Below are 22,582 nucleotides of genomic sequence, written 5' to 3'. Positions count from 1 at the left end.
GATTCCTGCTTAGTCAGAGAAGCAGCCGGCAATATTTTGCCGGCCGTGGGGAGTTAAAGACCGAGTGCCGTGCGGTGTTCAGCCAGGCGATCGACGCCGTTGACGATTTCCACCATGTTGACGGTATCGATTTCAATCAGCTCTTTGCCGTCGATGGTCAGTTTGAAGTAAGTGCAGTCGGTGGTGATTTTGGTTTCGGTATCTTCACCCTGCTTATACTCACCAAAATCAAACTCTTTGTGACGGCCGCGCATCACCACTTCTACGGCGGAGATCTCACCGGTGTCGTCGCGCTGGAATGAACCGGCGAAACGCAGGGGAATATCCGCTGTGCTGCCCCATTGCTGCAAAACCAGTTCATCAATACCGCCGATGGACCACTCGAGCGCCAGCGCGTCATCATCCAGACCGAAGTCCACGGAGGTTGAACCGCTCATGCCGCCGCCGCGATATTTTTCCAGCTTGCGGGTTAGTTTTGGCAGGGTCAGAGAGGAGACCACGCCGAGGTAGCTGTTCCCGTCGTTGAACAGGTTCAGGTATTTCAGTTTCTTAGGGAGTGCCATGAGTCAAAATCTCCTTAGCTGTTCACGGAAGCGGCAAAGTTCACCAGGTATTTGTCGGTGATGCGTTGGCGCAGAGTCAGATCTTCCAGTGGTGGAACCGGCGTGTAGTCGTAATCGATGTACAGCTTGCCCGCCTTCAATGACTCCGGCGTGTTAGCCGCTTCGTCATACCAGCAGTCGCCATCAATGAGGTAACCGGCAGATTTCATTTCGCGCATTTTGGCTTTGATGCCGTCGATCATGTCGCGGATAAGGGAAGGGGTCATTGGCTTGTCGACTGCCCACATATGCGCTTCGGCCATGGTGTCAGCCAGGATCTGCGCGGTACGGGTGTAGTTTTCGAACGCGAATAACGGGTCATCGCTACAGGTGCGGTTGCCCCAGAAGCGGAAGCCGTCTTTACGCACCAGCGTGGTGACGCAGGCCTGGTTCAGCAGATCGGCATCGGTGCCGGTGGCCTGTAAGTCCCAGAACACGCTGGCGGAAAGACCGGTTACGCCGTTGACGCCAACGTTGGACAGCGTTTTATGCCAGCCGGTGTCCTGGTCGATTTTGGCACGCAGGCCCAGTGCGCGTGCCGAAGCGTAAGCGGTATCCGACTGGCTGGTGGTGGTATTCCAGTTAACGAAGTCCGGCCAAATCAGCATCAGCTCACGCTGGCTGAAGTTGTCGCGGTACTTAATGGCATCGGCAATGGTCTTTGCACCAAATACGCTGATGTAACCGAACGCGCGCAGCTGCTGGCAAACTGCTGCCAGTGCTGTGGCCACCGCCTGATTGTCATGGCCAGGGACGCCCAAAATACGCGGTTTCACGCCCAGCTCCGCCTGTGCAGAGAGCAGGGCTTTCATACCGGTGTAACGGCCGTTAGCGTCAGAGCCGCCGATAATATTGGTCGTAGTTACCGCTTCGTTTTCACCTTCTTCAACGCGAACGACCACGGTGACAGGTTTGCACTGATCGGCGATAGCCAGCAGCGCCGGGCCCAGAGTGCCGGTTTTACCCGCCTTGCCGCTGGCGGCCAGAACGTCGGTGATCAGCACCGGTGTGTTGAGGGGAAACAGGGTGGCATCCGCATCTTTCGCGGTACACACCATGCCGATAATGGCAGTGGAAACAGTAGAAATAACGCGGGTGCCGTCATTGATTTCAATAACGCGTACGCCGTGGTGATAATCAGCCATCGGGGTGACTCTCTCTTTTGTGGGTGGTGAAGCAAGGATGCCGGTTCACAAAAGAAAGCGCATTCGATGGCAGGCGTGGGGGGAGTGGCACAACAGAGGGGGTAATGCAGAATAATAAGTTTTTTACGCTTTATAGAAAAACTATCTAAATTGATTGCATGGCCTGCAAGCTTATAAATAACAATGACGCCTTAATGCGTCATTGTTATTTATAAAGAAAAGATATTTATTATTATGTGTATTCCTCAATAATTATAATACCGTCACCACCTTTTCCGCCTTGCTGATTCGGAGAGTTTTGGACATTAAAAGCACCTGCCCCACCGGCCCCTAAAATACCCTCCTGGCCAGGGTAAGTTACTCCAGCTGCAATAGGATCACCGCCCCCAGCATAGTATGATGCGCCCCCACCACCGCTTTCATAACTTCCCGAAAAGGTAAGCGCTGGGGTACCCGGTTGCCCTTTTAAGTTTAAGAAATTCCCACCATTTCCAATACCTGCTCCGCCATTTGCAAGTATTCTAGATTCGCCAAAATTGAATATTTGCCCGCTTGCTGCCCGCGCACCTGCAGAAGCCGTCAAAAATGTTCCGAAGCTGCTATTTTTTCCTGATTGTGGTTCTTGTGCTCCATTACCCCCACTTCCGCCAGTACCCACGGTAAAATTGACAGGCAATGATAGATCACTAATTATTAAATGAGATATTGCAGTACCAGCAGCACCTCCGCCGGACCCGATTGCCCCTTGATTCGAGCCCGTAGCTACAGCACCACCGCCGCCGCCGCCGCCGCCAGTGACGTAAACCTTAATAAATCGCGTTCCCTCGGTAGGGGAATAACTTCCGCTTTTAGTGAATTTTAGAATATTTAAAATACGGCCCTGAAATTTATTTACTCCCAAACCAAGATTAGTAAGAACCGCCGCCACAGCATCAGGCCCCACTGCTTTAATTTCTGCCAAAGACTTACTGATTTGCAAATACTGATTGTGTGGATTCGCTGCCGCCAGATGCTTTGCCATCACATCATCAGCATAAGCCTTCACTTCAATCACTTTATCATCGACATATTTCCGGGTTGCCAGCACCACTGACGGATCGATTTTCAGTGTCACGGCTTCGGTGCTGTTGACCACGATGATCATGCGTACGGTTTGCGTGCGGCCGCTGCCTTCCTGCAGCTGCGGTTTATAGGTTTCCGGGCAGTTAGCGATGGCGATCAGCGTATTGTCCTGGTCGAACAGGCCGATTTCACGGATCCAGAAACCGCCCTGATCTTCAGGAATGATCTGCTCGGCAATAATTTGATTGGTATTTGCCGGGTCAACGCTGAGTGAATTCAGTGAGGCGCGGCGTTTTTCACCGATCAGTTTGGTTTGCGCTGGATCCGGCGTTGGCAATGCGCCGCCGCCGTCACCGACGGCCATTTGCGTCAGGCTCAGTTGTGTACCGAGCGCAGTCGCGTTGGCCAGTTTGGCGACGCCCAGATTGGTCAGTAGGGCATAGTATTTAGCTGTCATAATTTACTCTCAGGTTGTCGATTAAATGAATAGCCGAACCGGTGAACGCAGAACCGGACGCGATGATGGTCTCTGGGAAATAGGGGTAAACAGTCAACTCTTCGCCGTCATAGGTGGCGGCCGCCATATAAAGGTCACCTGTGAAATCCAGATTGATAGAGAGCCCAATCAGATGGCGGCTGCATGGCTTGGCGTCAGAAATCAGGCGCTCGAGCTCCTCGTACATCTCTTCGGTAATACCGGTTTCCAGTACGCCAACATCCAGGCGAAAGGTGCCTGGGACATCCTTTGTCTGCCACCATTCGGTGACGCGAATTAAGTAACCCAGAGGTTCAACCACCCGGCGCAGGGCGCCGATGGTGCCTTTATGTTTATGCACAAACCAGGCAGATCGTACGGCTGAACGCTTGGCGGTTTCTGTCCAGTGCTCATCCCAGCGGTCGACGGAGAATGCCCAGGCAATATAGGGCAGCAGTGGCAGCGGGCAGGTGTCCGGGTTCCAGAGCTGACGCAGCGGTACCGGAATCAACCCTATCTGAGCCAGAGCTTGTGCCGCAGCCACCTCCAGTGTCGAAGAGCCAGAAGGTAACAGACGATCATTCATCAGATCCTCCGACGGATAACGTATAGGCGGTGCACAGTGAGGCTTGCGTTTTATCCAGCACGATATCTGCTACGGGAGACGTCAGTTCCACGCGCTGGACCCCTTCGACATGCAGGGCGGCGTAGATAGCAGAGAGACGGATATCCCGGCCTAACCGGCTTTGTGTATTGATGTATTTCTTGAGTTGGGCTTCGGAAGCCGCGCGTACCGGCTCAATTTCAGGGGTCGGCAATACAAACAGTACCGCCCTGATTTCATAAGGGACGATGTTGGCTGCCTGAACGGTGACGCGATCTGCTACCGGACGCACATCTTCGTCATTCAGCGCTTTGTCGACGGCGGCCAACAAATCGGCAGAAGCCTTACCCTCATTGTCACGGGAAAGAATAGTGATGGTGACTTCAGCCGGTGACGGGCTGATAGCCGATGCATCGGCAACCCGTCCATCGGCACTGCGGGCATGGTATTCATAAGCGCCCGTCGGACCGGCCACGCTCAACCCCTCGAAAGCCTGCGGAATGCGCATGCGGAAATCCGTATCACTTTCCATTACGGCGTCAGTCGGCGGTACCGTTGTCTGGTCTGCTGGTTGCAGCACCAGGCGCCCAACGTTGGTATTCGCCGCCAACTGGTCCAAATCACTGCCCGTAGCATAAGCCACCATCACGGCGCGGGCGGCTTCGTTGACCCGCTGACGCAGGATCACTTCGCGGTAGGCGTTCTCCTGCAGCAGCTTGACCAGCGGCTCGGACTCCAACGCCAGCGTGCGGCTGATGGCCGCTTGTTGTTCGGCCGGATAGAGCGAGATTAGGGTGGATTTTCGCTCTTCAAACAGGCTTTCATAGTCCAGTTGCTCTACCACGTCCGGGGCAGGTAACTGGCTTAAATCGATAGTCGCCATAGTGTCAGCTCACAGGAATGCTCAGGGAAAAATCCGTCGCCGTATCGCTACGGTATCCGGTCATATCCACCACCATTTTGCCGCTGTTACCGGCGTTAAAGGTGATGGCGGTCAGCGAGATTCGGGGCTCCCACTGCAACAGCGCGGAGTAGCACACCGCCATGATTTGCAGGCGCAGCGCATCGTTTTGCGGCTGGTCAATCAGCGTCGACAGCAGTGAACCGTAGTCACGGCGCATGACGCGTGTACCTATTGGTGTCTGCAAAATGTCGCTGATGGACTGGCGAATATGGTCGAGATCTTCTATTGCCAGACCGCTTTCGCGCGCCATGCCAAGGTACTTGGGATCACTCATTGCGGGCCTCCGGTTTGACCGCCGCCAGTCTGTACGCCGCTGTGGCGGTGGGTGTGTAAAGCAATGCCATTCGAGGTGAAGCTTCCCCCGCTGTGGCTGATATTGCCGGTCATGGTGCCGCCCTGTTTGACCTCAAGCGAGCCGGTGATGAGCTTGCTACTGCACACCACTTCAGGGGTCTCCAGGGTGATGCGGGTGCTGGCATGGCATGCAATCAGCGGTGCAGTGACCGAAATATGGTCGGCAGCGGTGATGTTGGCGGACTTGATGCCGCTGGCTGTCAACACACCGTTGGCCGGTTCGTATTCGATCACGGCACCGTCCGGGAAGCTCAGGTGAACGGCATCCGCTGACGCCGACGGTGCCGGGTTGGCATCCGAAAAAATAGCCGGCAGCACGAATGCCGTCGTCAGTTCGCCCCCCATCGACAGTAATAAAACTTGTTCGCCGACTGACGGCGCCCACCAACTGCGGGTGCGTCCGGCACGGCTGGTCATCCAGGGTAGCCAGGCGGTGATGTTGTTGCCCGTGGTCACCCGGCAGCGGGCATTTTCGAGGTCGATGGCGGTGACAGTCCCAATGCGCACAAGGTTGTTGAGCAGCCGCATGATGTCGTTGAGTTGTGTATGTGTATTCATGAAATTAAGGATGCCGTTTAGAGGGGGAAGTCGACAATCAGTCAGCGCCCGGCGGGCCGTGGCACAACGAACGGTGACGGAAACCGGGTCACTCAGCCCAGTGGCTTATCAGTTCGCCATTGAGATAAACCTGATGTGGCCGGACGTTATCCTCAGGCCGCGGTGGTTCGGGCAGATGCGTAATGGTACGTACGCCGTCAGTGTCCTGAACCTGAACGCGCTCGGTCAGCTGCAAGGTCATCGTCAGGCTGTTTTCCTGCCGCGCGTAACTCACATCGGTCAGCCTGCGGGTACTGCTGCTCAGAATGTCGGGCTGATTTTCCGTCAGCCAATCGAGTACGGTGACGACAATAAGATCCGCCAGTTTGTCGCTGAGTCCGCTGTCACTGACGGTCAGTGTTAGCGGGAAGCGGTATTCGAAAGAAAGTGAAGGGGCCAGCGTGGAAACCACGTTGCCGTTACCGGTGAGTATCACCAGTTTTTCAGGCTGTGTGCTGAGCAGCGGGATCTGCTCAATCAGCCGTTGTTGCAGTTGAGTGGGTTTTAACACGTTGTGTCTCCTGACATTGTTTGATGGTGTCGACCTGCAGGCCGCAGGTGAGCAAAGCGGCCTCAAGCTGACGAACGTCGGCACTAAGATCGCCGTTATTTTTCGGCTGGCTGCCGGGTATCGGGCAGGGGCTGACCAGCGGACAGCCAACGTAAATAATCTGTGGCGGAGGCGAAGTCGGGGCGCTGGTGCAACTGGCTAACAGCAGCGGGCAGAGCGCTGTCAGCCCATGTTTTAACGGCAGGATCTTCATTACGGCTCCTCTGAAACTGTTGTTCTCGCTGTACGGTCAGCGTGCTGGCTTTGCCGAGTGCCTGACGCAGCGCCAGTTCAGCGCTTTCACGCTGCTGCACCTGCCGGGCAAGTTCGGCTATTTGCTGGTCACGGCCATTGAGTTGCAGCGCCAGTGCATCACGGTCGTGGGCGAGCCTATTTTTCTCCTGCTGTAATTCGTGGTTGTAAAAAAACAGCAGCAGCAGAGCCAGCAGCAGCGTGCCTGTGAGTAAAATCAGGGTACGTATCATCAGGCGCCACTCAGGCATAAGGCGCGTTCGGCGGCCCGGCGACGCTCAAGCCCTGCGCTGCGTACCCCCTTAACAAACACCCAGCGCGGCAGCTGTTCACAGGCATCGCGCCACTGCTGTTTTTTGATGAAAAACGCCAGCGTCGAGTTGCAGGAGGCGCTGACCCCGACGTTAAAAGTGAAGGCCACCACCGCGTCATAAACCGCTTGTGGCATCTCGACGGGCATACAGGTCTGCAGCCCTTTCTCTACGGTTTTGATATCAGCGAGTAAATTTTCTGCTGCTTTTTGTTCGGTGATGGGGCCGCGTGGCGTGACGCCGGCAGTGTGGCCGATGCCGCTGGTCCAGACCCCGGCGCTGCACTGGTACGGTGCCAGTTGGCAACCTTCGAAATCGGCTATCAGTTTCAAACCTGCCTCCGAGGTGGATAACGTGAGATATCCCGGCAGTAACGCCAGTAACCCGAGAACGACGGCCGCGCTGCATTTTTTAATCGTTGAGGCGTTCATAGGTTTCCTTACTTAGCCCGCTACGGGCCAGGAGCAGGTAGCTTTTGCGCCGGTAGTACCAATTGACAAGAAAAGTCCCTACACCGACCGCAGTCCCGACCAGAAAAGCAATATCTTCCAGCGAGAGCCCGCCGAGCCAGGCCAAAAAGGTGGCGATAAGATAGGCGCAGGTTGAGGTCACGCGCTCTGTGCTCAGTCCCATAATTTGAGTGATTCTTTTACTGGCGCTGCGCTGATATCGGGCATGTCCACAGGCGTACCGTGAGGTAATAAGGGGCCAAATTCTGCGATGTTTTTATTGGCGTTGAAAACGTTCTCGACTACCGATGCCGTGCGTCCATAAAAACGCCAGCACATCGAATCGACGGTATCCCCTTGTTGTGCATAAATTTTCATCTTAGTTTCCCGGTGTTGGAGCGGATGGGCTGGTGAGAGATTCCAGTGTCCTTAATCGGCGGGGAAGCGGCAATGAAACGCAGTTGTGAACCTTGTGGCACAACCGAAGCAGAGAAAACAGGTCAGTACAGTGGGAAAAACAGGGAGGTAATACGAGATACAGCAGGAAGAGGACGGGGTGCGCTAGCCTGCTTTCGGGCAGCCCGAAAAGGAGAGGCTTAGCGCAGAGTACCCGGGTTCAGTCAGGCGTTAGTGAGAATCTATTTCGCTGAGGTCATAAGGTGCGGCATCGTCGTGATTCTCAGGTAAAGCCTGACTCGCCAGTTCAGAAATCAGTGACATGACGATTAGAAACTCTTGTGAATTACACTGCGCTGTCTGCGAAATATCCGCAATGAGTTGTATCCGTGAAAGTATTAATTGTTGTTTATTCAGGTTTTCCACCGTGCGACCCTTCTGTCACTGTGTTTATATACAGTATTATTTAATTAACGGATCACGTCAATACTGTCTGCCTTTGAAAATCACTAATAGTTTGATTCTACGTTGTTTCTTTGCCATCTCTTATTGAACCGGCTGGGTGGTGATTGCAGGCCAAAGGCCAGCATTTTGGGCTGATCGGCGCTATTTTTTTTCCTTTCATCGTCTGCTGCCAGGCCTTTTGGCGCAACCGGCGTTACATTAGGTTTTCCACAGTTAATGACAGAACTCCTAGGTGCACTCTTCGATGCACTCTTCGCGCTGTCGGTATCACAAATATCCGGTTGCGGTGTGCGCCGGACAACCCGCCAGCGTGCCGAACGGGTCAAATAACAGTGTTCAGCGCCCAAATGCGGCGCGTAGATACCGACCACCTGCAACTGTTCTTCATGATAGGAATTAACCCGGCCACGGGTTTTGCGCGCCACCCGCACGGTCTGCTCGGTGCGCGGAACGTTGGTACCGCCCTGCGCCTGAATATAAGCGGCATAATCGCCGCCATCGGCTGCCTGGCGTACATCCTCAACACGCTGACCAAAACTCGCGGCCAGGCTTAAATTGCGAATGCGGCGGCACTCGCGATACGCACCGACAGAGGGCAGGCCAACCGGATGAAACTGCGGGATGCGCCACGTCGATGCCCACGCGGTGACCGCTGAGGCGGTGTCGGTCAGCGGTTTACCGGTATCGAAGTCGGTTTCCCCCTCAAGGGCATAGCCGTCAATATTCTTCGAGATGTACTTGGCGATGTACGCCGCTGCACCACCCCGGTTGAGCGGTTTACAATCGAAGCGGTTACGCTCCGCACCAGGCTCATCACCCTCTTCTGTCAGAGCGTAGCGGCGCATGATCCCAACGGCCAGCGCTTGCTGAGCAGCGGCAGTGAACAGCATCAGATGCCAGTGCGGCGTGCCGTCATGATGGGGTTCCACCACCCTGACGCCATAGATTTTGATGTTGCGATCTTTAAAGGTGGTGCGGATTTTCGCCCACACTGCCACCAGATAGCGCTGAGCATCTTTGGGTGAATAGGTGTGTTTATCCCAGTTAGTATTGAACTGTACCTGACGCTGGCGTCCGGTTGTGCGGGTCGGATGGTATTTTGACGGGGTGGTCAGCGTAATGAATAAACCGCAGTCTCCCTGCAGACTCGCCACTTTTTCAATGCCGGCAATCATGGTCATCAGTTCCATCCTGCGGATGGCAGGATTGGAAATACTGGACATCACCGTGTCCAGCAGGCCGATCCGCTCGCCGGTCTGTTCATTCTCAAGGTCGCAGCTGCGCAGATAGTTCAGGGTGGATAAGCGCCGGGAACGGAGCTCACGCAGCGCATTTTGGCTGGCGTATGCCGAACTTGCCCGGCTGACGTATCCCCCGGCTATCATCAGTGCTTCCCGCCAGCGAGTTTGTTGTGAAAGCAGTTGGCGGGTCCACCAGTCGGCATTCACCAATCGCGACAGGCTGGCGACAGCGGCCGTGGCATCGAGCTTTCCCTTACAGAACCTGGCCCAGTGTAAAGGCATCACGTTAAGTGCACGCGTCATGCTGGCAAGGGTGGCGAAGATATGATTCTGCGTGCTGTCGCTCAGCAAGATCTCCGGTGTGTCCGGGTACTGCATCAACAGTTTTTCACAGTGATTCTCATACACTTCATGGCACTGGGTCGCGATTTGCCAGGCCAGCCGGGCGAGGTTTTTCTTATTGAGATCGGGAAGGCGGTTATACGTCTCCTCTTCGGCGGTAAACCGCAGGGAAAGGTGACGCTTCAGGCCGTTTTGCTGGTTAACTTTTTGAATACGTGGCCACAGACGCCCGAGAAAAGTGTTATGAAGAAAATGCTGCGCCGTCTGCTGGCCTTTTTCCCGCAACAGAAATTGATAGCGCCTTTGCAGCGGTACTCTCAGGCAGTGGGGCAACCGCGCCATATTCGTGGCCGCTTCCTGATGTTTTTTAGCGGCCCGATTGCAGGGAATGACAACCGGGTTGGAAATCGCTTCGCGCGGCGAATTCCACCACCATGCACCGACAAAGTGGGTGGCAGGTGCGATAAGAAATGGCGGTGGTGGAGTCGGGGCAAAACGCCCCCGCTGAATATCAGACATGATATTTTCCCCTTTATCCGCAACGAAAATGTCGTGCATTTTTTTCAATGATTTCCTGACAGTAAATACAGCGCTGTACGCCAATAATTAAACGACGTCGTGCTTCGGGAATATTTTCCCCACAGTCTTCACAAATAAAGGCAGAAGGCAGACGTGAAGAGGCCGTCGCCTGAGCAATCTGTGCGTCCAGTAATTTGGCCTGCCACTCCTGGGCTTCATCGATCCAGTCGGCCATCAGCGGCCTCCGTTAAAAAGTGATGTTTCATGGAAGTTCCTTTTTAGGTAATAGAATGCCCGACGGGTTGAACGTCACTGTTTATCAGGCGGTGGTTTTAACGACGCTTTAGTCTTATTTGAAAAGCGTGTTCAATTTGTAGCCAAACTTTTTAAATGAAAGGATGGCGTCGATAATCAGCTGCTTTTCCTGTGCGGATAATTCGTCGAAAGTCATTCTGGTGTGTCGCGCTTTCAGCCCTGCATGAAAACAGAGGGTGATCTTCCATTCGACTGGCGCCGTATCAAATAGTGTTTGTATAAGGCTGCCAGAAGCGTGGAAATGTGTTTTCTTAATCGCTTCAATCTGCTGTAAACCCCGCTCACGCTGGGTTTCGTTTCCCATAAACATGGTTTCCTCCAGGGGCTCGGGGCATTGCAATTTGAAAATGCATAGATAATGATCTCCCCTGCGCTAAATTTGGTATCATTACAGGTCATATTTCAGGTTACAGATGAAATTTAAACTTGTATTTGCAAGTTGTCAAGGCGATTTTTAAAGCTAATGAGGTTTTTGCAAGATGCGGCTGGATGAACTCGAAGGTGGTAAAGCGGTACTGGGGCGGATGCTGCAGGCATACGGATTCAGTATGCAGAAAGAGCTGGGGGATAGGTTCGGTCTGTCGTCAGGAACCATAAGTACTTGGGTAAGAAGAAATTATTTCCCCGGTGATGTTGTCGTCGTCTGTGCGCTGGATACCGGTGTTTCGTTGCGCTGGCTGGCTACCGGTCAGGGCGCGATGCATGACAATCAGCTGGCTCAACGCGTTGATGTTGAAAAAACAAGTGAACTTGCAAAATTAAGGCTGCGCGGCGGTGCACTGGAAGAGGAAGGGGGGTGGGCCGTGGATGCTTCGCTGCTGGATACCTCTTTAGCCAAGCCGGCCTATATCGTGAAAGGCCATCATTCATGGATCATCGATCTGGGTAGCGTCAATATTGGTAATGGTCGCTGGTTGCTGGATATCGATGGCGATGTCGATGTTTACGACGTCGCGCGGATCCCCGGTAACCGTCTTAAAATCACCGGCCTGGCCACCACTTTTGATTGCGGTGTAGATGAAGTAACAGCGCTCGGACAGGTGTTTATCACCCTCGATCGAAATCTCTGAGGGAGATGACCGCCGTGTTTTTCTGTCTTGTTGACTTAACCACCATGACGTTAATGATATTGCCCTCTATCACCTGACATGCCACAGCCTCACATGCCGATCTGACGCTATGGCTGAGAATGTATTTGCTGGTATGAGCATCGCCATCGCGGCCATAGCTCAGGCCGGCAAGCTCGCTGATATTGAGTGGCGGCACATCGTAGACAAAAATACTGCAAAGAATTTGTGACTCAACCGCGCCTGACCTCATCCTGAAATGCTGCCAACTCACCGGACATAAACATCAAACGACTGACGATGCTTGTCGGCTTCACTCCACGCCGACGACGATCTCGTACCCAATAACCCGATTTATCGCCTCAGGCTTCATCGACGTCATGCCGTCTCGCGTCAGTAAAATATTTGTGTAAATTTAAGTTTACGTTTTTTGGGTTTTACATCCGTAATGGTAATTATAAGTTTACAATAAGGAGTTGAGATCTTTACAGCCTGTGTTATCTTCATCGCATGTTGATAAACTGCAACCCTTTTACTGACAGCGGATGGCCACCATGCAAAAAGACGCACTTAATAACGTACACATCAGCGCAGAGCAGATTCTTATCACGCCTGAAGAACTGAAAGTACGTTTTCCATTAGGTATTAATGACGAAAACAATATTGCCCAGGCACGTAAGACCATCGCAGATATCGTGCACGGTCGTGATCCGCGTCTGTTGGTGGTCTGCGGACCTTGCTCAATTCATGATTTGGATGCGGCGCTGGAGTACGCGCGTCAGCTGAAAAACTTATCGGAAGAGCTGAGTGACCGCCTGTACATTGTTATGCGCGTCTATTTTGAAAAACCACGTACTACCGTGGGTTGGAAAGGTTTAATCAACGATCCGCACATGGACGGCACTTTTGATGTCGAAGCGGGCCTGCATATTGCGCGTAATCTGCTGCTGCAATTGGTCGGTATGGGGTTGCCTCTGGCGACCGAAGCGTTGGATCCGAATAGTCCACAATACCTTGGCGATCTGTTCAGCTGGTCAGCTATCGGGGCACGTACTACGGAATCTCAAACTCACCGTGAAATGGCTTCTGGCCTTTCAATGCCGGTGGGTTTTAAAAATGGCACCGACGGTAGCCTCAGCACCGCCATTAACGCCATGCGTGCAGCGGAAATGCCGCACCGTTTCGTGGGCATCAATCAGGCCGGTCAGGTTTGTCTGCTGCAAACGCAAGGTAACCCGGACGGGCATGTGATTTTGCGCGGCGGCAAGACGCCAAACTACAGCAGTGAAGATGTGCAAGCCTGTGAAAAACAGATGCTGGATGCGGGACTCCGTCCTTCCTTGATGATAGATTGCAGCCATGGTAACTCGAACAAAGATTACCGCCGTCAGACCGTGGTGGCGCAGTCAGTCGTCGATCAAATCAAAGCGGGTAACCGTTCAATCACCGGGTTGATGCTGGAAAGTAATCTGCACGAAGGCAACCAGTCTTCTGAACAACCTCGTTCAGAAATGAAGTACGGTGTTTCCGTAACGGATGCCTGCATTAACTGGGAAAGCACAGAAACATTGCTGCGCACTATGCATCAGGAATTGGGCGAGTCGCTGGCGGCACGAATCGCAGGAGAGTAGGTGTTATATGGTGGCTGAACTTAACGCATTGCGTGATCAGATTGATGAAGTGGATAAAGCGTTGTTGGATCTTCTATCTCGCCGCCTGAATTTGGTGGCGGAAGTGGGTGAGGTGAAAAGCCGCTACGGTTTACCCATTTATGTGCCTGAACGTGAGGCTGCCATGCTGGCTTCGCGCCGCCAGGAAGCACAGCAGATGGGGGTTCCTCCTGATCTGATTGAAGATGTTTTACGCCGCGTTATGCGTGAGTCCTATTCCAGCGAAAACGACAAAGGCTTCAAAACGCTGCGTCCTGAATTACGTCCTATCGTCATTGTGGGCGGTGGCGGGCAAATGGGGCGACTGTTTACCCGCATGCTTGAACTGTCGGGTTATCAGGTCAAAGTGCTGGAGCAGGAAGACTGGGCACAAGCTGAAACGCTGCTATCCGACGCCGGTATGGTGATTGTCAGTGTACCTATTCATCTGACCGAAGAGGTGATTAACCGCTTACCGAAGCTGCCGGATGACTGCATTCTGGTTGATCTCGCATCGGTCAAAAATCGCCCGTTGCAGGCAATGCTCGCGGTACACGAAGGGCCCGTTCTGGGGCTGCATCCAATGTTTGGCCCGGACGTAGGCAGCCTTGCGAAACAGGTTGTTGTCTACTGTGACGGCCGTGAACCGCAGGCCTACCAATGGTTGTTGGAGCAGTTGCAAGTATGGGGCGCTCGGTTACACAAGATAAGCGCTGTTGAACACGATCAGAACATGGCATTCATCCAGGCACTGCGACACTTTGCGACATTCGCCTATGGCTTGCACCTGTGTGAAGAGAATGTACAGATTGAGCAACTGTTGGCGTTGTCTTCGCCAATTTATCGCCTTGAACTGGCCATGGTCGGGCGGTTGTTTGCGCAAGATCCGCAGCTTTATGCTGACATCATTATGTCTTCGGAAAGCAATTTGGCGCTGATCAAACGCTATTACCAGCGGTTTGGCGATGCGCTTAAGTTGCTTGAAAACGGCGATAAGCAGGCGTTTATCGGTAAGTTTAAACAGGTTGAAACCTGGTTCGGCGAATATGCGCCACGCTTCCTGAAAGAGAGCGGCTCATTGCTGCGTCAGGCTAACGACAACCGTCGCTAATGACAGGTTGAAAAAGTAAAAAGGCCATCACGCTCAGCATGATGGCCTTTTTTGTGACTTAATGCCTGAGTCAGCCAGGGTTAACGGCGACGATGTTTTCACCTGGATAGCAACCCAGCACTTTCAGTGAACGGGTGATGGCGCTCAAATCACGTAAAGCTGACTCCATAGCTTCTGAACGCAGGTTTGCCTGCACATCAATGTAGAACATCTCCTCCCATGGATTACCGTTGATAGGCCGTGATTCCAGCTTACTCATGATGATCCCCTGTTCGCGCAGAACCAGCAGCGCTTCAACCAGCGCACCAGCCTGTTGCCCCGTAGCCATAATAAAGGTGGTTTTCGCCGGAACCTGTTCGGTCACTTCGATAGCCTTACGGGCCAGCACGATAAAGCGGGTGATATTCTGTTGCTGGTTTGCCAGATTATGTTCCAACACTTGCAGGCCATACAGCGCACCACCGGCTTCGCTACCAAGCGCTGCAACGTGGGGTGATTTTGATGCGGCCACTTTTTCCATAGCCGCTGCGGTACTTTCGCAATATTCAATTTTCCAGTGCGGGAAGCGGTTGATGAACTGGCTACATTGCTGGAAAGGTTGCGGATGGCTGTAGACCGTCTCAATTTGAGAGAGGTCAGTATCTGCCGCAACCAGCACGCAGTGATCGATTGGGTTGGTCAGTTCGCCGACTATCGAGAGACTGGTATGCTGCAGCAGGTCATAGACGTCGTTGATGGAACCGGAGCTGGTATTTTCAATCGGCAGCACGGCGTAGTCTGCCTGGCCAGTTTCCACCTGGGTGAAAATATCCTGGAATTTCTGGCAGCCACACTCGATGAATTGTTCAAAATGACGTGCGGCATATTGTCTGGCGGCAAGGTGCGAGTAAGACCCTTTCGGTCCGAGGAAGGCGATGCGTGCGGATCCAGACGTGGTTTGGTTCAGATGCTGTTGCAGTAACGCCTGTTGGGTCAGAACGGAGTCTTCGATAATCAGCTGATAAACACGGGTAATGTAGTGACCATCAAGCCCTTGTTTTTTGCCTTCTAAAATCAGGGCATTGATCAGTTCTTTTTCCCGTTCTTTATCGCGGATAGGGCGATGAGAATGCATTTTGGACTGTGCGACTTCTACCGCCAGATTGCGTCTTTCTGCCAGTAACGCCAGTAATTTAAGGTCCAGTGCGCTGATGCGTTCACGTAGAGCCAGCAATGGATTCTCGGTCATTATGTCACCCTTTTTATGTGCTTTCTTGCTTTCGAATTTGCCAAACTATGAGCATAAAAAAAGCCCCCTTTTCAGGAGGCTTCGTTGTTCGTCTTCGCATTCATTCTTTCGCGACGAAACGCCTCCCAGTCAGGGGAAGGTAAAAAAGAATGCGAAGAAAAACAGTTTGGTGTTCATGTGTAGTGATTTCTCTGATGAAGTCTGACCCTAAAGTAACCGCTGGCTTTTCATTGTGTCAATACAATTTGCGAGGGCATAAAAAACGCGCTCCTGAGAGCGCGCTGTTTGTGTGACTAAAAGTTGGAAATCATTCCTCCTCTTCTTGAGGTTCCAGGTTGATCTCTTTCACGCAGCTTTCTGCGCGGCGGGCCTCGCCTTTGTGCTGAACTTTATTCAACTGACGTTCCAGTTTCGCAATCAATTCATTGATGGCTGCATACATATCATCATGTGTTGCGCTGGCAACCAATGGCCCATTAGCCGTGGTAATTGTCGCGTCGGCGACGAATCCCTGAGGTTCTTTCGAAAGAACGATATGTGGGTTAATTAACTGAGTTTGCCATTTTTCCAGTTTTTTTAGACGGTCTTCGACGTGGTCCCGAATCGCTGTGGTGATGTCCATTTGTTTGCTGGTAATGTTGACTGTCATGTAATTTACCTCTCTGTCTTTCCGTCTAGGATAAGTTCAGCATACCTGCCTTTGAGACAAAATGCGTGATAGAAATCACGTTTTTTTGTCACTTTTTGTCAAGTACTACAAAACTGTGAGCTGGGGTAATTAACGGCCGGATAGGGCTTGAGACTTTCAGAATAATAACGCAGTATCGATAAGATCTGCTCGGCAAAACTTTCCGCTCCTGCGTTATCTCTGCGTTAAAAATCATCAATTTAGTTATTCAACACAAAAAAAACGGCAGCCTAAGCTACCGTTTGTTCTGCACTAAATGTTAATGAGCCTGTTAACTGAATTACGACGCGTTGTTGGTAGCAATGATTTTAGCAACCTTGTCCGCTTCGTTATTCAATTGCAGTTCACGATAAGCATTTTCCATCAGTGGCAGCGCATCACGCGTCGCTTTGGTATCCGGGTAATTCTTCAGCATTTCCTCTACACGATTAACGACGGCGACGTAAGCACCACGTTTAGTGTAGTATTGCACGACCGACAGCTCATATTTGGCTAGGCGATCTTTCAGGAATACCAGACGCTTATTGGCATCGGTTGCATACTGACTGTTCGGATAACTATGAATCAGCTGGCTGAAGTCACGGAAAGCGGCACGTGCATGTTGCGGGTCACGGTCAGAACGATCGATACCGAAGAAGCCTTGCAGCGCACTGTCGTCCAGCGCCATATCCGTCAGACCACGCATATACATGACGTAATCAATGTTCGGATGGGTCGGGTTCAGGCGCATAAAGCGATCAATAGAGGCCTGAGCCAAAGGCAAATCAGCAGACTTATAGTAAGCGTAGATCAGATCCAACTGCACTTGTTGTGAGTAAGGTCCAAATGGATAGCGGTTATCCAGCGCTTCTAATTGAGCAATCGCGCCCTTAAAGTTACCGTCCTGCAGCTTTTGCTGGGCAGTAGCATAAAGTACGTTTGGCGGGTTATCGGGAACCGTTTCTTTGGAACCGGAGCAACCGACCAGCGCCAGGCTCAACGTGGCTGCTGCCACCAGATATTTCACACGCGTCATGACGTTTTGATTATCCTCAGGTGTTATTCTGGGAGACTGTCCGTTAAGCTCCCGACAAAGACCAGCTACAATAGCACATTATTTTAAACGGCATCGCCGTGAAAACCCAACGTTAACCAAGAAGCTGCATATGGCACAACAAGTACAACTCACCGCAACGGTGGCCGAATCTCAACTCGGTCAACGGTTAGATCAGGCTTTGGCCGAATTGTTCCCTGATTATTCACGATCTCGCATAAAAGATTGGATCCTGGATGACAGGGTGCAAGTTAATGGCAAGAAAGTGACCAAACCAAAAGAAAAAGTGTTGGGTGGCGAGGCTATCGCAATCGATGCGCAAATTGAAGAAGATGCGCGTTGGCTGCCACAGGATATCGCGTTAAACATTGTCTACGAAGATAACGATATTTTAGTCATCAATAAACCCCGCGATCTGGTTGTTCACCCAGGCGCAGGAAATCCTGATGGCACAGTACTGAATGCATTACTGCATTATTACCCAGAGATCATGGATGTACCGCGTTGCGGTATCGTGCATCGTCTGGATAAAGACACCACCGGTTTAATGGTGGTGGCCAAAACGGTACCGGCACAAACACATCTGGTTGAAGCACTGCAGGCGCGCGAAATTACCCGTGAATATGAAGCAGTGGCTATCGGCACCATGACAGCTGGCGGTACGGTTGATCAACCCATTGCCCGTCATTCGACCAAACGCACGCATATGGCGGTTCATCCAATGGGTAAACCGGCTACTACGCATTACCGCATTATGGAGCATTTCCGTGCTCATACGCGTATGCGTCTGCGTTTGGAAACCGGTCGTACGCACCAGATCCGTGTGCATATGGCACACATCAACCATCCTCTGTTAGGCGACCAACTCTACGGCGGCCGTCCTCGTTTGCCTAAAGGCGCTTCAGAGGCATTTATTGCCACGCTGCGTAGTTTTGACCGTCAGGCTCTGCATGCCACCATGCTACGTCTTTATCATCCGGTAACGGGTATCGAGATGGAGTGGCACGCGCCGCTTCCTCAAGATATGGTTGATTTGATTAATGCGCTGAAGGCCGATACCGAAGAGTTCAAGGATCAGATGAATTGGTGATGAGCCCACTCATCCTTCCTCAATGGCCGCAGCCTTTAACGGTGCGGTCATGCGTCACAACTCGTCAGGGCGGTGTCAGTTTGCCGCCCTTCGACTCGCTCAATCTGGGTTCACACGTTGGTGATGATCCTCAGTCCGTCAGTGCCAACCGCCTGCGTCTTATCGATTTAGCCGCTCTTCCCGCAGCGCCTCATTGGCTCGAACAGGTACACGGCACCCACGTTGTAAGACTTACTCCCAAGACTCCCTATTTGCCAACCCTTGTGGCTGATTCCGCTTATACCAACCAGCCAGGCGTTGTCTGTGCCGCCATGACCGCCGATTGTCTGCCGGTGCTTTTTTCCAGCCGTGCAGGGGATGAGGTCGCTGCCGCGCACGCAGGGTGGCGGGGGCTGTGTGCGGGTGTGCTCGAAAAAACCGTGGCTGAATTCTCTGCAAAACCTTCAGATATTATTGCCTGGCTGGGACCCGCCATTGGCCCGCAACAGTTTGAAGTGGGCGGTGAGGTTCGGGATGCATTTATGTCGGTAGATTCAGCGGCTGAAGCTGCTTTCCAGCCTAAAGGGAGTAAATTCCTGGCGGATATCTATCATCTTGCAAGACTGCGCTTGAACTCTTGCGGTGTGACTCGCATCTATGGCGGGGAACATTGCACTGTTACTGACAGCACAAAATTTTACTCTTACCGACGTGACGTTAACACCGGACGGCTGGCAAGTTTAATTTGGCTTATATAACCTTCCTTATCAAGATGATCCGCCGGCGCATGGCGTTGTACTCATAATATACTGACAAGATAACCTTGAAAATTTGAGGGTTGACCTCATCTATTCTCCAGAAGCAATTTTGTTCAGAATAGGAGGAGTTATGCGTCTGGATCGTCTTACAAGTAAATTCCAGCTTGCCCTCGCCGATGCTCAGTCACTCGCACTTGGGCGCGACAACCAATTTATCGAACCTGTTCACCTGATGAGCGCTTTGCTTACTCAGGAAGGCGGGACCGTTCGTCCGTTACTGACCGCCGCCGGGATTGATACCCCGAAACTGCGCACGGACATAGAACAGGCTTTGGGGCGATTGCCGCAAGTTGAAGGTACCGGTGGTGATGTTCAACCATCCAGTGAACTGGTACGTGTTTTAAACCATTGTGACAAATTGGCGCAGCAGCGCGCTGACACATTTATTTCATCCGAACTGTTTATTCTCGCGGCGCTCAAAGACCGCGGCACCTTGACCGACCTGCTCAAAGCGCGCGGTGCAACGGTGGAGAAAATCAGTGCGGCAATTGATCAAATGAGAGGTGGCGACAAAGTGGATGATCAGGGAGCTGAAGACCAACGTCAGGCTTTGAAAAAATACACTATCGACCTGACCGAACGCGCGGAACAAGGAAAACTTGATCCGGTGATTGGCCGTGACGAAGAAATTCGTCGCACCATTCAGGTATTGCAACGTCGTACCAAAAATAACCCGGTATTAATCGGTGAACCGGGTGTCGGTAAAACGGCGATCGCCGAAGGCCTGGCTCAGCGCATCATTAATGGCGAAGTGCCAGAAGGCCTGAAAAACAAACGCGTCCTTTCTTTAGATATGGGCGCGCTGGTGGCTGGCGCTAAATATCGTGGTGAGTTTGAAGAGCGTTTGAAAGGCTTGCTCAGCGACCTGTCAAAACAGGAAGGTAATGTCATCCTGTTTATTGATGAGTTACACACCATGGTCGGGGCGGGTAAAGCCGACGGCGCAATGGATGCAGGCAACATGCTCAAGCCTGCGCTGGCACGTGGTGAACTTCACTGCGTGGGGGCCACAACGTTAAATGAGTACCGTCAGTATATAGAGAAGGATGCCGCGCTTGAACGCCGCTTCCAGAAAGTCTTCGTGGCTGAGCCTTCAGTCGAGGACACCATCGCGATTTTGCGTGGTCTGAAAGAGCGTTACGAACTGCATCACCATGTGCAGATCACGGACCCAGCTATCGTGGCGGCGGCGACGTTATCGCATCGTTATATTTCAGACCGTCAGTTGCCTGACAAGGCGATTGACTTGATTGACGAAGCGGCATCGAGCATTCGTATGCAGATGGACTCAAAGCCAGAAGCTCTTGATCGCCTTGAACGTCGTATCATTCAGTTGAAACTGGAGCAGCAGGCGCTGAAGAAAGAGTCTGATGATGCCAGCGTTAAACGTCTGGAAATGCTTGAAACTGAACTTGATCAGAAAGAGCGCGAGTTCTCTGAACTTAATGAAGAGTGGAAAGCTGAGAAAGCCTCGCTGACCGGTACTCAGAATATTAAGTCTGAACTTGAGCAGGCGAAGATTACGCTGGAGCAGGCACGCCGTGTCGGTGATCTCGGCCGCATGTCTGAATTGCAGTACGGTAAAATTCCAGAATTGGAAAAACAGCTGGCTGCAGCAACTCAGGCTGAAGGCAAGACGATGAAGTTATTGCGTAACCGCGTAACGGATGTGGAAATTGCCGATGTGCTGGCGCGATGGACCGGGATTCCGGTAGACCGAATGCTGGAAAGCGAGCGTGAGAAACTGCTGCGCATGGAAGATGCGCTGCATCATCGGGTTATCGGACAGAATGAAGCGGTTGAAGCGGTATCGAATGCGATTCGTCGTAGCCGTGCTGGATTGTCTGATCCAAACCGCCCGATCGGCTCATTCCTCTTCCTTGGCCCAACCGGGGTCGGTAAGACAGAGCTGTGCAAGGCGCTGGCGACGTTCCTCTTTAATAGTGATGACGCCATGGTGCGTATCGACATGTCAGAGTTTATGGAGAAACACTCCGTCTCGCGTTTGGTGGGGGCTCCTCCGGGATATGTTGGTTATGAAGAGGGTGGTTACTTAACTGAAGCTGTTAGACGTCGGCCTTACTCCGTCATCTTATTAGATGAAGTAGAAAAGGCGCATCCTGATGTCTTCAACATCCTGTTGCAGGTTCTTGATGATGGACGTCTGACGGATGGGCAGGGCAGAACGGTAGATTTCCGTAATACCGTGGTCATCATGACCTCGAACCTGGGCTCTGATGTTATCCAGCAGCACTTCGGTGAGGCGACTTATGAGCAGATGAAGGCATCAGTGATGGAAGTGGTCACACAAAACTTCCGTCCTGAGTTCATCAACCGTATTGATGAGGTGGTTGTCTTCCATCCGCTGGCTCATGCGCATATCAAAAATATTGCGAAGGTCCAGTTGGAACGTTTGTACAAACGTTTGGAAGAGAAAGGCTACTCAGCCACATTAACCGATGCGGCGCTCGAGTTGATTGGTAATACCGGGTTCGACCCTGTATACGGTGCGCGGCCACTTAAACGTGCCATCCAGCAGGAACTCGAGAACCCGCTGGCTCAGCAAATACTGTCTGGTAAGTTGATACCGGGTAAACCAATCACTATAGATGTGGAAAATGACCATATAGTGGCCCGGCAATAACCGAGAGAAAACGAGTTAAAATAACCTTTAAGAGGCTCAGAGCTTATCTGAGCCTCTTTTTTTGTATGTAATTCACCCGATTCAGGCGGCTTTGTCTAAAAAAAGAACGGTCAGTAAATTATTTGAAATTAAGGGTTGCCACTGTCTGAGAACTCCCTATAATGCGCCTCCACTGACCGGGAACAACGACTCCTCTAACGAGAACCAAGTCGCCCAGTCAGGAAGTCTCAACCCGGTGAAAACACCGCGTCTCGTAAGAGAAAAAGGTTGACTCTTCAGCGGGAAAGCGTATTATCTGCCTCCCGCGTTACCGAGAACTTATTCGGTAACGAACGCTCTTTAACAATTTATCAGACAATCTGTGTGGGCACTCACAAGACGATATCAGCCACTTCGGTGGCAAAAAATATCAAGTCTTAAAGAGTGACCAAGCAGTAATTCATTTAAGTGAATTATTACGAAAGTTAATTTTTGAGCACCGCTTCACGAGTTGAAGCAAATCGAACTTTTAATTGAAGAGTTTGATCATGGCTCAGATTGAACGCTGGCGGCAGGCCTAACACATGCAAGTCGAGCGGTAACACAGGAGAGCTTGCTCTCTGGGTGACGAGCGGCGGACGGGTGAGTAATGT

26 protein-coding genes, 1 rRNA gene and 1 other annotated feature are annotated in these 22,582 nt (G+C 52.1%); of the genes, 7 read left to right on the top strand and 20 right to left on the bottom strand.

Annotated elements, in window-relative coordinates; translation table 11 throughout:
• Nucleotides 1-53: 53 nt before the first annotated feature.
• The 17 genes from EAH77_RS24465 to EAH77_RS24390 form a co-directional block, all read right to left on the bottom strand.
• On the bottom strand, nucleotides 54-563 hold the full coding sequence (locus tag EAH77_RS24465) for a phage major tail tube protein (RefSeq protein ID WP_140476008.1): 510 nt from the start codon (nucleotides 561-563) through the stop codon (nucleotides 54-56).
• Between the two features lie 14 nt (nucleotides 564-577).
• A complete protein-coding gene (locus tag EAH77_RS24460) occupies nucleotides 578-1,747 on the bottom strand; it encodes a phage tail sheath protein (protein WP_140476006.1) in 1,170 nt (389 codons plus the stop codon).
• Between the two features lie 232 nt (nucleotides 1,748-1,979).
• Nucleotides 1,980-3,266: a phage tail protein gene (locus EAH77_RS24455; protein WP_140476004.1), complete on the bottom strand. Its 1,287-nt coding sequence runs from the start codon at nucleotides 3,264-3,266 to the stop codon at nucleotides 1,980-1,982.
• Nucleotides 3,256-3,870: a phage tail protein I gene (locus tag EAH77_RS24450; RefSeq protein WP_140476002.1), complete on the bottom strand. Its 615-nt coding sequence runs from the start codon at nucleotides 3,868-3,870 to the stop codon at nucleotides 3,256-3,258. Before EAH77_RS24450 ends, EAH77_RS24455 begins: the two co-directional genes overlap by 11 nt.
• Nucleotides 3,863-4,771: a baseplate assembly protein gene (locus EAH77_RS24445; RefSeq protein ID WP_140476000.1), complete on the bottom strand. Its 909-nt coding sequence runs from the start codon at nucleotides 4,769-4,771 to the stop codon at nucleotides 3,863-3,865. The genes EAH77_RS24450 and EAH77_RS24445 overlap by 8 nt, the downstream gene beginning before the upstream one ends.
• Before the next feature lie 4 nt (nucleotides 4,772-4,775).
• Nucleotides 4,776-5,126, bottom strand: coding sequence for a GPW/gp25 family protein (locus tag EAH77_RS24440; protein ID WP_140475998.1), 351 nt, complete (start codon nucleotides 5,124-5,126; stop codon nucleotides 4,776-4,778).
• A complete protein-coding gene (locus tag EAH77_RS24435) occupies nucleotides 5,123-5,764 on the bottom strand; it encodes a phage baseplate assembly protein V (RefSeq protein ID WP_140475996.1) in 642 nt (213 codons plus the stop codon). Before EAH77_RS24435 ends, EAH77_RS24440 begins: the two co-directional genes overlap by 4 nt.
• Nucleotides 5,765-5,852: 88 nt before the next feature.
• A complete protein-coding gene (locus EAH77_RS24430; RefSeq protein WP_140475994.1) occupies nucleotides 5,853-6,314 on the bottom strand; it encodes a phage tail protein in 462 nt (153 codons plus the stop codon).
• On the bottom strand, nucleotides 6,277-6,519 hold the full coding sequence (gene lysC, locus EAH77_RS25655; RefSeq protein WP_241673531.1) for an Rz1-like lysis system protein LysC: 243 nt from the start codon (nucleotides 6,517-6,519) through the stop codon (nucleotides 6,277-6,279). The genes EAH77_RS24430 and lysC overlap by 38 nt, the downstream gene beginning before the upstream one ends.
• Entirely contained in the window at nucleotides 6,410-6,838 is a 429-nt protein-coding gene (gene lysB / locus EAH77_RS25210; RefSeq protein WP_161985853.1) for an Rz-like lysis system protein LysB, read from the bottom strand. Before lysB ends, lysC begins: the two co-directional genes overlap by 110 nt.
• Nucleotides 6,838-7,347, bottom strand: coding sequence for a lysozyme (locus EAH77_RS24420; RefSeq protein WP_140475990.1), 510 nt, complete (start codon nucleotides 7,345-7,347; stop codon nucleotides 6,838-6,840). The genes lysB and EAH77_RS24420 overlap by 1 nt, the downstream gene beginning before the upstream one ends.
• Nucleotides 7,328-7,549, bottom strand: a complete 222-nt coding sequence (locus EAH77_RS24415; protein ID WP_140475988.1) for an HP1 family phage holin — start codon at nucleotides 7,547-7,549, stop codon at nucleotides 7,328-7,330. The genes EAH77_RS24420 and EAH77_RS24415 overlap by 20 nt, the downstream gene beginning before the upstream one ends.
• A complete protein-coding gene (locus tag EAH77_RS24410; RefSeq protein ID WP_140475986.1) occupies nucleotides 7,540-7,743 on the bottom strand; it encodes a tail protein X in 204 nt (67 codons plus the stop codon). The genes EAH77_RS24415 and EAH77_RS24410 overlap by 10 nt, the downstream gene beginning before the upstream one ends.
• A gap of 249 nt (nucleotides 7,744-7,992) precedes the next feature.
• Nucleotides 7,993-8,187, bottom strand: coding sequence for a hypothetical protein (locus tag EAH77_RS24405; RefSeq protein WP_140475984.1), 195 nt, complete (start codon nucleotides 8,185-8,187; stop codon nucleotides 7,993-7,995).
• An 83-nt stretch (nucleotides 8,188-8,270) separates the two neighbouring features.
• Nucleotides 8,271-10,328, bottom strand: a complete 2,058-nt coding sequence (locus EAH77_RS24400) for a replication endonuclease (RefSeq protein ID WP_140475982.1) — start codon at nucleotides 10,326-10,328, stop codon at nucleotides 8,271-8,273.
• A gap of 13 nt (nucleotides 10,329-10,341) precedes the next feature.
• Entirely contained in the window at nucleotides 10,342-10,563 is a 222-nt protein-coding gene (locus EAH77_RS24395) for a TraR/DksA family transcriptional regulator (RefSeq protein WP_140475980.1), read from the bottom strand.
• A 114-nt stretch (nucleotides 10,564-10,677) separates the two neighbouring features.
• Nucleotides 10,678-10,947 carry a hypothetical protein gene (locus EAH77_RS24390; RefSeq protein ID WP_140475978.1) on the bottom strand — a complete coding sequence of 90 codons (270 nt, stop codon included), beginning with the start codon at nucleotides 10,945-10,947 and terminating at the stop codon, nucleotides 10,678-10,680.
• A 175-nt stretch (nucleotides 10,948-11,122) separates the two neighbouring features.
• Here EAH77_RS24390 and EAH77_RS24385 point away from each other — a divergent pair, with 175 nt between their 5' ends.
• The 3 genes from EAH77_RS24385 (at nucleotide 11,123) to tyrA (ending at nucleotide 14,470) form a co-directional block, all read left to right on the top strand.
• Nucleotides 11,123-11,713 (top strand): phage repressor protein CI, encoded by a 591-nt coding sequence (locus EAH77_RS24385; RefSeq protein WP_140475976.1) that lies wholly within the window; start codon nucleotides 11,123-11,125, stop codon nucleotides 11,711-11,713.
• Nucleotides 11,714-12,264: 551 nt separating this feature from the next.
• Nucleotides 12,265-13,341, top strand: coding sequence for a 3-deoxy-7-phosphoheptulonate synthase (locus EAH77_RS24380; RefSeq protein ID WP_140475974.1), 1,077 nt, complete (start codon nucleotides 12,265-12,267; stop codon nucleotides 13,339-13,341).
• Nucleotides 13,342-13,348: 7 nt separating this feature from the next.
• Nucleotides 13,349-14,470 (top strand): bifunctional chorismate mutase/prephenate dehydrogenase, encoded by a 1,122-nt coding sequence (tyrA, locus tag EAH77_RS24375; protein ID WP_140475972.1) that lies wholly within the window; start codon nucleotides 13,349-13,351, stop codon nucleotides 14,468-14,470.
• 70 nt (nucleotides 14,471-14,540) lie between these two features.
• Here the strand turns inward: tyrA and pheA are convergent, their stop codons facing one another.
• The 3 genes from pheA to bamD all read right to left on the bottom strand — a co-directional run bounded on the left by pheA (nucleotide 14,541) and on the right by bamD (nucleotide 17,401).
• Complete coding sequence (gene pheA, locus EAH77_RS24370) at nucleotides 14,541-15,698, bottom strand: bifunctional chorismate mutase/prephenate dehydratase (RefSeq protein ID WP_140475970.1); 1,158 nt, start codon at nucleotides 15,696-15,698, stop codon at nucleotides 14,541-14,543.
• 53 nt (nucleotides 15,699-15,751) lie between these two features.
• Nucleotides 15,752-15,876 (bottom strand) — a sequence feature (Phe leader region).
• Nucleotides 15,877-16,005: 129 nt separating this feature from the next.
• Nucleotides 16,006-16,347 carry a ribosome-associated translation inhibitor RaiA gene (raiA, locus tag EAH77_RS24365; RefSeq protein ID WP_140475968.1) on the bottom strand — a complete coding sequence of 114 codons (342 nt, stop codon included), beginning with the start codon at nucleotides 16,345-16,347 and terminating at the stop codon, nucleotides 16,006-16,008.
• Between the two features lie 319 nt (nucleotides 16,348-16,666).
• Nucleotides 16,667-17,401 carry an outer membrane protein assembly factor BamD gene (gene bamD / locus EAH77_RS24360; RefSeq protein WP_140475966.1) on the bottom strand — a complete coding sequence of 245 codons (735 nt, stop codon included), beginning with the start codon at nucleotides 17,399-17,401 and terminating at the stop codon, nucleotides 16,667-16,669.
• A gap of 130 nt (nucleotides 17,402-17,531) precedes the next feature.
• Between bamD and rluD the strand changes: the two genes are divergently transcribed.
• The 4 genes from rluD to EAH77_RS24330 form a co-directional block, all read left to right on the top strand.
• Nucleotides 17,532-18,509, top strand: a complete 978-nt coding sequence (rluD, locus tag EAH77_RS24350; RefSeq protein ID WP_140475964.1) for a 23S rRNA pseudouridine(1911/1915/1917) synthase RluD — start codon at nucleotides 17,532-17,534, stop codon at nucleotides 18,507-18,509.
• Complete coding sequence (gene yfiH / locus EAH77_RS24345) at nucleotides 18,509-19,246, top strand: purine nucleoside phosphorylase YfiH (RefSeq protein WP_140475962.1); 738 nt, start codon at nucleotides 18,509-18,511, stop codon at nucleotides 19,244-19,246. Before rluD ends, yfiH begins: the two co-directional genes overlap by 1 nt.
• 130 nt (nucleotides 19,247-19,376) lie before the next feature.
• Entirely contained in the window at nucleotides 19,377-21,950 is a 2,574-nt protein-coding gene (gene clpB / locus EAH77_RS24340) for an ATP-dependent chaperone ClpB (protein WP_140475960.1), read from the top strand.
• 509 nt (nucleotides 21,951-22,459) lie between these two features.
• Nucleotides 22,460-22,582 (top strand): 16S ribosomal RNA (locus tag EAH77_RS24330); the annotation flags it as partial.

The sequence above is a fragment of the Ewingella americana genome (genome assembly GCF_006438725.1).
In the GTDB taxonomy this organism is placed as follows: domain Bacteria; phylum Pseudomonadota; class Gammaproteobacteria; order Enterobacterales; family Enterobacteriaceae; genus Ewingella; species Ewingella americana_A.
The sequence above is the reverse complement of the archived record's forward strand: the minus strand, read 5'-3'. Positions and strand labels throughout refer to the sequence as shown.

What these genes read in the sequence shown, in the direction of transcription:
- yfiH (WP_140475962.1), top strand. Translation starts at nt 18,509, where the DNA reads ATGAGCCCACTCATCCTTCCTCAATGGCCGCAGCCTTTAACGGTGCGG.
- EAH77_RS24400 (WP_140475982.1), bottom strand. Translation starts at nt 10,328, where the DNA reads ATGTCTGATATTCAGCGGGGGCGTTTTGCCCCGACTCCACCACCGCCA.
- clpB (WP_140475960.1), top strand. Translation starts at nt 19,377, where the DNA reads ATGCGTCTGGATCGTCTTACAAGTAAATTCCAGCTTGCCCTCGCCGAT.
- EAH77_RS24415 (WP_140475988.1), bottom strand. Translation starts at nt 7,549, where the DNA reads ATGGGACTGAGCACAGAGCGCGTGACCTCAACCTGCGCCTATCTTATC.
- EAH77_RS24460 (WP_140476006.1), bottom strand. Translation starts at nt 1,747, where the DNA reads ATGGCTGATTATCACCACGGCGTACGCGTTATTGAAATCAATGACGGC.
- EAH77_RS24440 (WP_140475998.1), bottom strand. Translation starts at nt 5,126, where the DNA reads ATGAGTGATCCCAAGTACCTTGGCATGGCGCGCGAAAGCGGTCTGGCA.
- EAH77_RS24465 (WP_140476008.1), bottom strand. Translation starts at nt 563, where the DNA reads ATGGCACTCCCTAAGAAACTGAAATACCTGAACCTGTTCAACGACGGG.
- EAH77_RS24385 (WP_140475976.1), top strand. Translation starts at nt 11,123, where the DNA reads ATGCGGCTGGATGAACTCGAAGGTGGTAAAGCGGTACTGGGGCGGATG.
- EAH77_RS24435 (WP_140475996.1), bottom strand. Translation starts at nt 5,764, where the DNA reads ATGAATACACATACACAACTCAACGACATCATGCGGCTGCTCAACAAC.
- EAH77_RS24420 (WP_140475990.1), bottom strand. Translation starts at nt 7,347, where the DNA reads ATGAACGCCTCAACGATTAAAAAATGCAGCGCGGCCGTCGTTCTCGGG.
- rluD (WP_140475964.1), top strand. Translation starts at nt 17,532, where the DNA reads ATGGCACAACAAGTACAACTCACCGCAACGGTGGCCGAATCTCAACTC.
- EAH77_RS24390 (WP_140475978.1), bottom strand. Translation starts at nt 10,947, where the DNA reads ATGGGAAACGAAACCCAGCGTGAGCGGGGTTTACAGCAGATTGAAGCG.
- lysB (WP_161985853.1), bottom strand. Translation starts at nt 6,838, where the DNA reads ATGATACGTACCCTGATTTTACTCACAGGCACGCTGCTGCTGGCTCTG.
- EAH77_RS24450 (WP_140476002.1), bottom strand. Translation starts at nt 3,870, where the DNA reads ATGAATGATCGTCTGTTACCTTCTGGCTCTTCGACACTGGAGGTGGCT.
- bamD (WP_140475966.1), bottom strand. Translation starts at nt 17,401, where the DNA reads ATGACGCGTGTGAAATATCTGGTGGCAGCAGCCACGTTGAGCCTGGCG.
- EAH77_RS24395 (WP_140475980.1), bottom strand. Translation starts at nt 10,563, where the DNA reads ATGGCCGACTGGATCGATGAAGCCCAGGAGTGGCAGGCCAAATTACTG.
- EAH77_RS24410 (WP_140475986.1), bottom strand. Translation starts at nt 7,743, where the DNA reads ATGAAAATTTATGCACAACAAGGGGATACCGTCGATTCGATGTGCTGG.
- EAH77_RS24380 (WP_140475974.1), top strand. Translation starts at nt 12,265, where the DNA reads ATGCAAAAAGACGCACTTAATAACGTACACATCAGCGCAGAGCAGATT.
- raiA (WP_140475968.1), bottom strand. Translation starts at nt 16,347, where the DNA reads ATGACAGTCAACATTACCAGCAAACAAATGGACATCACCACAGCGATT.
- EAH77_RS24445 (WP_140476000.1), bottom strand. Translation starts at nt 4,771, where the DNA reads ATGGCGACTATCGATTTAAGCCAGTTACCTGCCCCGGACGTGGTAGAG.
- tyrA (WP_140475972.1), top strand. Translation starts at nt 13,349, where the DNA reads ATGGTGGCTGAACTTAACGCATTGCGTGATCAGATTGATGAAGTGGAT.
- EAH77_RS24455 (WP_140476004.1), bottom strand. Translation starts at nt 3,266, where the DNA reads ATGACAGCTAAATACTATGCCCTACTGACCAATCTGGGCGTCGCCAAA.
- pheA (WP_140475970.1), bottom strand. Translation starts at nt 15,698, where the DNA reads ATGACCGAGAATCCATTGCTGGCTCTACGTGAACGCATCAGCGCACTG.